The sequence below is a fragment of the Mesorhizobium sp. M1329 genome (assembly GCF_040318035.1).
Lineage (GTDB): Bacteria > Pseudomonadota > Alphaproteobacteria > Rhizobiales > Rhizobiaceae > Mesorhizobium.
The window spans coordinates 47,882-54,517 of the sequence record NZ_JAMYLN010000040.1 but is presented as its reverse complement, the minus strand read 5'-3'; the positions used below and the strand labels follow the sequence as shown (position 1 = coordinate 54,517).

Genomic DNA, 6,636 nt, shown 5'->3' with positions numbered 1-6,636 from the left:
AAGGCAGGAAATGGCAGTCGCTCCTTCGCTCAACTGCCTCTCCAAAGAATCCTTTCTCAGCCTAAACTCAACCCCAAAATCGCCATATGCGATTCCCCTGGTCACTATACGGGGAGAAATGCCCGGCAGGACAATGCGGGGCGGCGCAAGCGACCAAAGATTACGCTGCCGGACAATACCACCGATGGCAATATGGTATCAGAATAAGTTCTGTCCATGAACGTTACTAGGACGGGTTCAATTGTCGAGGTTGGCGCTGCCCCTCATCCGCCTGCCGGCACCTTCTCCCCGTATAGTGACGGGGAGAAGGGTACCCCTGCCTCAGTACTTCTCGGGCACATACAGTTCGCGCGGCAGTACCTGGCGCTCGTATTCGGGATTGAAGACGCGCTCCGGCAGTGTGATCTCCTCGTGCGGCACCTCCTCCAGCCAGTCCCTGGCCGGGGAATTCTGTTTTATCTCGGTCATTTGCGCTGCTCCGCTTACAGGCCTTGCCGGCCGCTGTCAGGCGCTCTGCCGCCCGGCCCGGCGGCCGGAAATCGAAGCGCTGGACCGACGTTAGTATAGGCCGGCAATGACGGTTTTATTGCAGCCACTACTGCGCTGGCTGTGCGTTCAATCCGGAAGATGTGATCGAGCTTGCCCTGCGGAACGGGCGACAAGCAGAACGAATTATCCTACAAATACCCGGTTCATTGAGGGCTGTCGTTTGCAACGCCCTTTCCCGATAAATCGTGAGGATAAGACATGGAATACCGCACTCTCGGCCGTTCCGGGCTGAAGGTTTCGACGCTGACCATGGGCACCATGACGTTCGGTGGCGGCGGCGCGTTCTCGGCGGTCGGCAAGACCGACCTCGACGAGGCGCGCCGGATGATCGACCTTTGCATCGATGCCGGCATCAACGTCATCGACACCGCCAACGTTTATTCGAACGGGGTGTCGGAGGAGATCATCGGCGAGGCGCTCGGCGGCAAGCGCAAGGGCGACGTGCTGATCGCCTCCAAGGCGCGCATGCGGATCGGCAAAGGCCCCAACGATGAAGGGTTGTCGCGCTACCATCTGATCCGCGAATGCGAGAGGAGCCTGAAGCGCCTCAGGACCGATGTCATCGACATCTATTTCCTGCACGAGTGGGATGGCCTGACACCGCTAGAGGAAACCACCGCCGCGCTCGACACGTTGGTCGCGCAGGGCAAGGTCCGTTATGTCGGCTGCTCCAATTATTCCGGCTGGCAAGTCATGAAGGGGCTTGGGATCAGCGACCGTCATCACCAGCCTCGCTTCGTCACCCAGCAGATCCATTACACGCTGGAAGCGCGCGAGGCCGAGTATGAATTGTTGCCGATCTCGGTCGACCAGGGGCTCGGCGTGCTGGTCTGGAGCCCGCTTGCCGGCGGGTTGCTGTCCGGCAAATACCACCGTGACCAGCCGACCGCCCGCCAGCTCAGCGGCTGGTCGGAACCGCCGATCCGCGACGAGGACCGGCTGTGGCGGATCGTCGACGTGCTGATCGATATCGGCAACAACCACGGCGTGTCGGCGGCGCAGGTGGCGCTTGCCTGGCTGCTCGGCCGGCCCGCTGTCAGTTCGCTGGTGATCGGCGGACGAACCGAAGCGCATTTCAAAGACAATATCGCCGCTGCAAGCCTGGTGCTTGCTGATGAGGAGCGCACACGGCTCGACGTGGTCAGCAGGCCGCCCGTGCTCTATCCCTACTGGCACCAGCAATTCACGGCAAAGGACCGGTTCGGGCCGGCGGATCTCGTCCTCGACCGGGACGGCGCCTGAAAAGCCGGGCTCTCCGGACAGCGCCGGGATATGGAGCCGATCGTGCCTTGCGGTGTTGTGTTTGCGGTCCAATGCTCCTAGGCAAAGGCCAAGCACAACGAAAGGAAACGATATGGCACGAGCACCGAACTACGGTCAGGAACGCAAGGAACGCGACCGGCAGAAGGCTGCCAAGAAGGCGGAAAAGCAGGCTGCCAAGGTCGCAGCCAAGGAGCGATCGAAGCCCGAGGGCGAGAGCGAGTCCCAAACCAAAACCGAAACGGCAGAGTGACGATATCCGGCCTGTCAGGCGGGCCGGGCCTAGGTCAAGTCCCGCTATGCCTCAGGCGGGCGCCTTGTCGCTGACGAAGACGTTCACTTCACGAGCGGCGGCAATGAAGGCCCGTCTTGCGTTCATGGCCGGCTTGTCGCCGGCCAGCGCATCATGACAGGCTTGCAACGCTTCGCGGTGCTTGGGGCTGCGCTTGCCGGGCCAATTGTTGAGGAGGTAGTCGGAAGCCTCGCGGGCCGTACGCAAGAGCTGATTGCTTCCCGCCGCGCCCTTGACGGTCACGGGTGTGTCAAATCGGTTGTTTTCCATCGCCGCTCTTACGCCATCGGCATTTGCGAAGCGAGACCGAAAGTAGCATTCTTCGCTCATCTGCCCTTTTCGTGATCAATGGCAGCCGATCCTCACTCAAGCGACGACGGCAAACCCCCTGGCGCGGAGGCCACGCCGGTCGTTGCGCAGCGAGGTCACCAGCCGGTCGCGGCTGCCGATGATATGGGCTGAAAGCAGGCGGGCGGCGCTATTGGCATCGCCGACCCGCACCGCCGACAGAATGGCATGGTGTTGGGCCCAGGCACGGTCGAGCGCTGCCTCGTCGCGAACCTCGAGCCAACGGGCGCGCGACAGGCGTGTCATCGCGTCGCGAACCGCTCTGAACAGGAACTCGTTGCCGGATAGACGCGCCAGCTCGATATGAAAATCCATGCCGACGCGATGCCATTCCTCGCGCGGCGTCTTGTCGTCGCAAGAATCGAGCATCGCCTCGATGATTTCGACGGCACTTCTGTCCTGCAAGGCGCAAGTTAGTCTGAGTGCCGCGACCTCGACCGCCTCGCGATAGACAGCGATCTGCTCGAGCTCAGCAAGATTGATGGGCGAGACCGTCCAGCTGCGGCTGTCGCGGCAGATCAAGCCTTCGGTCTCGAGCCGCAGCAATGCAGCCCTGACCGGCGTGCGCGAGGCGCCGAAGCGGCTTTCGACCCAGCGCTCCGTCAGCCGCTCGCCCGGACCGATCTCGAGCCCGAGGATCATCTCGCGAAGCTGCTTTTCGACGTTCTGCATCTGCGACATTGGCGTTCCGTTCAGGTCATTTGTTCCGGCAATCGGGTCACTGGCCAGCGTTGGCCGATCACGCCGGCCCTTGTCGATCATGTTTGAGAGGCCCGCATTGACAGCGACGGGGCTTGCGTTCATGACAGATACCAGCTTGGTATCCCAAATCGGTATCCACAGCAAGTTTTCATGCTAGCTGGCCGGACAGGACATAACATGCCGCAAGACGCCACCCTCGCCATGCAAGGCACGCACAACGTCCACTGGCGTCGCAATCTCGCCGTGTGTTTTGCCGGCTCGTTCAGCACGCTTGTAGCGATGACGCTGCTGTTGCCCTTCCTGCCGCTTTACGTCGAGCAGTTGGGCGCAGAGGGCCACGCGGCGATCGTGCAGTGGTCGGGCATCGCCTACGGCGCCACCTTCCTTGCTGCCGCGCTGGTCGCGCCCCTATGGGGGCGGCTAGGCGACCGCTACGGCCGCAAACTAATGCTGGTGCGCGCCAGTTTCGGCATGGCGCTGTGCATGTCGCTGACCGGCATGGTGCAGACCGTCTGGCAATTGGTGCTCTTGCGCCTGCTGATCGGCTTTGCCGGCGGCTATTCTTCGGGCTCGACCATCCTGGTTGCCATGCAGACGCCGAAGGATCGCTCCGGCTGGGCGCTGGGCGTGCTGTCGGCCGGCATAACCGCCGGTGCCCTGGTCGGTCCGCTGCTCGGCGGCGCGCTGCCGCCGCTGATCGGCATCCGCGCCACATTCCTGCTTGCCGGCGGCGTCATTTTCCTGGCGTTTCTGGCAACCACCTTGCTGATCAAGGAGGCCCCTCGCCCGGTTGCCGCCAAGGCCGCGTCACAAGAAAAAGTGAAAGGCGGCTGGTCGCAGATTCCCGACAAGCGCCCCGTCGTCGCCATGCTGGCGACCGGCATGCTGTTGAGTTTCGCCACCATGTCGATCGAGCCGATCATCACCGTCTATGTCCAGCAGCTCATCGAAGATCAGAGCCAGGTCACGCTGGTCTCCGGCATCGTCATGTCCGCGGCAGCGCTCGGCGCCATCCTATCGGCGTCGCAGCTCGGCAGGCTCGCCGACCGTATCGGCCACTGGAACGTCATCGTTGCCGCACTCGCCGTCTCGGCGTTGCTGCTGGTCCCGCAGGCCTTCGTTACGCAGGGCTGGCAACTCGTCGGCCTGCGTTTCCTGATGGGCCTGGCGCTTGGCGGTCTTTTGCCCTGCATCACCAGCGTCATCCGCCACAATGTGCCCGACGGCGTCGGCGGCAATGTGCTGGGCTTGTCGATCTCGGCGCAATATGTCGGGCAGGTCGCCGGACCATTGCTGGGCGGCTTTGTCGGCGGCCATTTCGGTATGCGCTCGGTGTTTCTCGGCACATCCGTTCTGATGGCGGGCGGAGCGGCCTATAACTGGCTGGTACAGTCGCGCCGCGAACGCGACATGCTAGCGGAAGCCGGTAAATCCTGACACGGTTAGCGGCACTATCTCAGGCGGTCGCCAGGAATCACGGAGACGTGGAAATGAGCACGGATGAACACGCGGCAGGCGGCCGCATTCTGGTTCTTGCGGGCGGCCTGTGCGGCGCAACCGGCGTGGCGTTTTCGGCGGCGGCGGCGCATCTCGGCGGCGCTTTCGTCGGTACGGCCGCGTCCTTCCTGCTCATGCATGCGCCGGTCTTCCTTGCCGTCGGGCTGCTCGGTGGCAATAGCATGCTGCGAACCGGAAGCCTCATCCTCCTCGTCGGGCTTCTGCTGTTCTCGGGTGATCTTCTGGCCCGCGACTTCCTTGGCTCGCGGCTGTTCCCGATGTCGGCGCCGATCGGCGGCACGTTGCTCATCGGCGGCTGGCTGGTGATGGCCGCCTCGGCGCTGGTACGCCCGCGCCCTTGACGCGGCAGCCAGGTTCCCCGGCTCTGTCAGTCTTGGCGACGTTCGGGCCGGACTTGGCCGTCGCGCTTGGTCGTCTTGACTACACGCCGTCGCTCCGGCCGTTCGGTGGCCGGAGAGATGCCCCAATAATTGCGATAGATGTCTTCGAACAGATGCTTGATCGGGTGCATGGCTTATCTCCTCTAGTTTTTTGAATCGATCCAATCAGCGGGCACAAAAAATAGGCCGCCGATCAGCTCCACTTGCGTCCTACGAGGAAACGCAGGTCGCGAATCCACGGACCGGTCCTGTCGCGCCCCTTACGGGCCTCCGCGCTCGAGCGGATGCTCCAGTCGTTCCGGTAAATGTCCTCGAACAGATAATTGACGGGGTGCATGGCACTCTCCTTTTTGTATCGATCCAATCTACGGGTGAACAACGCTCTTGGATCGATTCAAATGATACGCGTCGCACCATAAATGTCAAGCAAAAATTTGAATCGATCCAACGAAAGTGCTACGCAATCGGTGTACTGTCGGACAGGAGTCCTGGAGACAAACAAATGGCATCACTCACCGAAGGCGGCAGGAGACCCATCCGGCTAGCGGACATCGCCAAGGCCGCGGGCGTATCGCACGGCACTGCCTCCAATGTCTTCAGCCGTCCCGAAATCGTGCGCGAGGAAGTTCGCGAGCGGGTCAAGGCGGCGGCCGAGGCGCTGGGCTACGCCGGCCCGGATCCCAAGGGCCGGCTGCTGCGCGCTGGCAAGGTCAATGCAATCGGCGTCGCCACAACCGAGCCGCTGTCCTATTTCTTCGACGACCCCTTTGCCCGCGTGATGATGGCCGGCATTTCGGAAGCCTGCGACGCAACCGGCGCGGGGATAGCCCTCGTGTCGGCTGGCAATGAGGAAAAACTTGCCTGGAATATCCAGAGCGCCCTGGTGGACGGCTTCATCCTGTTCTGCATCGAGGGCGGTCCGCGCCTCGTCGAGCTGACGCGCGAACGAAAGCTCCCGTTCGTCGCGCTCGAGCTCGGCTCGCAGGACGACACGGTCTCGGCGATCAGTATCGACAATGTTGCCGGCGGCCGGCTCGCGGCGCGCCATCTGGCGGAACTTGGACATCGCCGCTTCGCCGTGTTGTCGCTGGCATTCGCCGACGACAGCACCGGTCTTGTCTCGCCCGAGCAGGTCCGGACGGCGTCCTATACCGGGACCCGTGACCGCCTCCTCGGCTATTTCGAAGAGCTTTCCCGGTTTGGTGTCGACACCGCCAAGGTGCCGGTCTACGAGACCGAAAACGACAAGGCGAGCACAAAGGCTGGTCTCGAAACCATCTTCGCCTCGGCGGAGCCGCCGACCGCCATCCTGGCGATGTCGGACCGGATCGCGATGGTGGCATTGGAATGGCTCAGCGCACGGGGCATCGCGGTTCCCCGCGATGTTTCCGTCGTCGGCTTCGACGGCGTGCCTGAAGCCGCAATTTGCGAGCCTCCGCTCACCACCATCGCCCAGCCGATCGCCGAGATCGGCCGCCGGGCAGCGCGAAGAATCCTCGACTTCGACGGCACGGTGCGGCGAGAAACGCTCGATGTCGAACTTGTCGTCAGGGCATCGTCCGGACCGCCGCCAAGTACAGGCTGACT

The 6,636-nt window shown here is 62.9% G+C and carries 10 protein-coding genes and 1 pseudogene; 6 read left to right on the top strand and 5 right to left on the bottom strand.

What is annotated here, in order from left to right; translation table 11 throughout:
- Positions 1-207, top strand: a 207-nt coding sequence (locus tag NKH21_RS28655) for a hypothetical protein (RefSeq protein ID WP_352869207.1), incomplete at its 5' end; no start/stop codon positions are given.
- Between the two features lie 114 nt (positions 208-321).
- Here NKH21_RS28655 and NKH21_RS28650 read toward each other — a convergent pair.
- A pseudogene (locus tag NKH21_RS28650) lies at positions 322-426 on the bottom strand (polyphosphate kinase 2); the annotation flags it as partial.
- Positions 427-747: 321 nt separating this feature from the next.
- Between NKH21_RS28650 and NKH21_RS28645 the strand changes: the two are divergent.
- Together NKH21_RS28645 and NKH21_RS28640 are read left to right on the top strand one after the other, a co-directional pair.
- Positions 748-1,791, top strand: coding sequence for an aldo/keto reductase (locus NKH21_RS28645; RefSeq protein ID WP_352662838.1), 1,044 nt, complete (start codon positions 748-750; stop codon positions 1,789-1,791).
- A 112-nt stretch (positions 1,792-1,903) separates the two neighbouring features.
- Positions 1,904-2,062 (top strand): hypothetical protein, encoded by a 159-nt coding sequence (locus tag NKH21_RS28640; RefSeq protein WP_254817539.1) that lies wholly within the window; start codon positions 1,904-1,906, stop codon positions 2,060-2,062.
- A 51-nt stretch (positions 2,063-2,113) separates the two neighbouring features.
- Here the strand turns inward: NKH21_RS28640 and NKH21_RS28635 are convergent, their stop codons facing one another.
- Both NKH21_RS28635 and NKH21_RS28630 read right to left on the bottom strand, forming a co-directional pair.
- On the bottom strand, positions 2,114-2,371 hold the full coding sequence (locus tag NKH21_RS28635; protein WP_023674477.1) for a DUF982 domain-containing protein: 258 nt from the start codon (positions 2,369-2,371) through the stop codon (positions 2,114-2,116).
- 96 nt (positions 2,372-2,467) lie between these two features.
- Positions 2,468-3,130 carry a GntR family transcriptional regulator gene (locus tag NKH21_RS28630; RefSeq protein WP_352663357.1) on the bottom strand — a complete coding sequence of 221 codons (663 nt, stop codon included), beginning with the start codon at positions 3,128-3,130 and terminating at the stop codon, positions 2,468-2,470.
- Positions 3,131-3,328: 198 nt separating this feature from the next.
- Between NKH21_RS28630 and NKH21_RS28625 the strand changes: the two genes are divergently transcribed.
- Together NKH21_RS28625 and NKH21_RS28620 are read left to right on the top strand one after the other, a co-directional pair.
- Complete coding sequence (locus tag NKH21_RS28625) at positions 3,329-4,588, top strand: multidrug efflux MFS transporter (protein WP_352662841.1); 1,260 nt, start codon at positions 3,329-3,331, stop codon at positions 4,586-4,588.
- A 53-nt stretch (positions 4,589-4,641) separates the two neighbouring features.
- Entirely contained in the window at positions 4,642-5,010 is a 369-nt protein-coding gene (locus tag NKH21_RS28620) for a DUF423 domain-containing protein (RefSeq protein WP_352662844.1), read from the top strand.
- Positions 5,011-5,036: 26 nt separating this feature from the next.
- Here NKH21_RS28620 and NKH21_RS28615 read toward each other — a convergent pair whose 3' ends face one another.
- On the bottom strand, positions 5,037-5,180 hold the full coding sequence (locus NKH21_RS28615; RefSeq protein ID WP_352662847.1) for a hypothetical protein: 144 nt from the start codon (positions 5,178-5,180) through the stop codon (positions 5,037-5,039).
- A gap of 62 nt (positions 5,181-5,242) precedes the next feature.
- Positions 5,243-5,386 (bottom strand): hypothetical protein, encoded by a 144-nt coding sequence (locus tag NKH21_RS28610; protein ID WP_352662850.1) that lies wholly within the window; start codon positions 5,384-5,386, stop codon positions 5,243-5,245.
- Positions 5,387-5,551: 165 nt separating this feature from the next.
- Here NKH21_RS28610 and NKH21_RS28605 point away from each other — a divergent pair, with 165 nt between their 5' ends.
- Complete coding sequence (locus NKH21_RS28605; RefSeq protein WP_352662853.1) at positions 5,552-6,634, top strand: LacI family DNA-binding transcriptional regulator; 1,083 nt, start codon at positions 5,552-5,554, stop codon at positions 6,632-6,634.
- Positions 6,635-6,636: the final 2 nt, after the last annotated feature.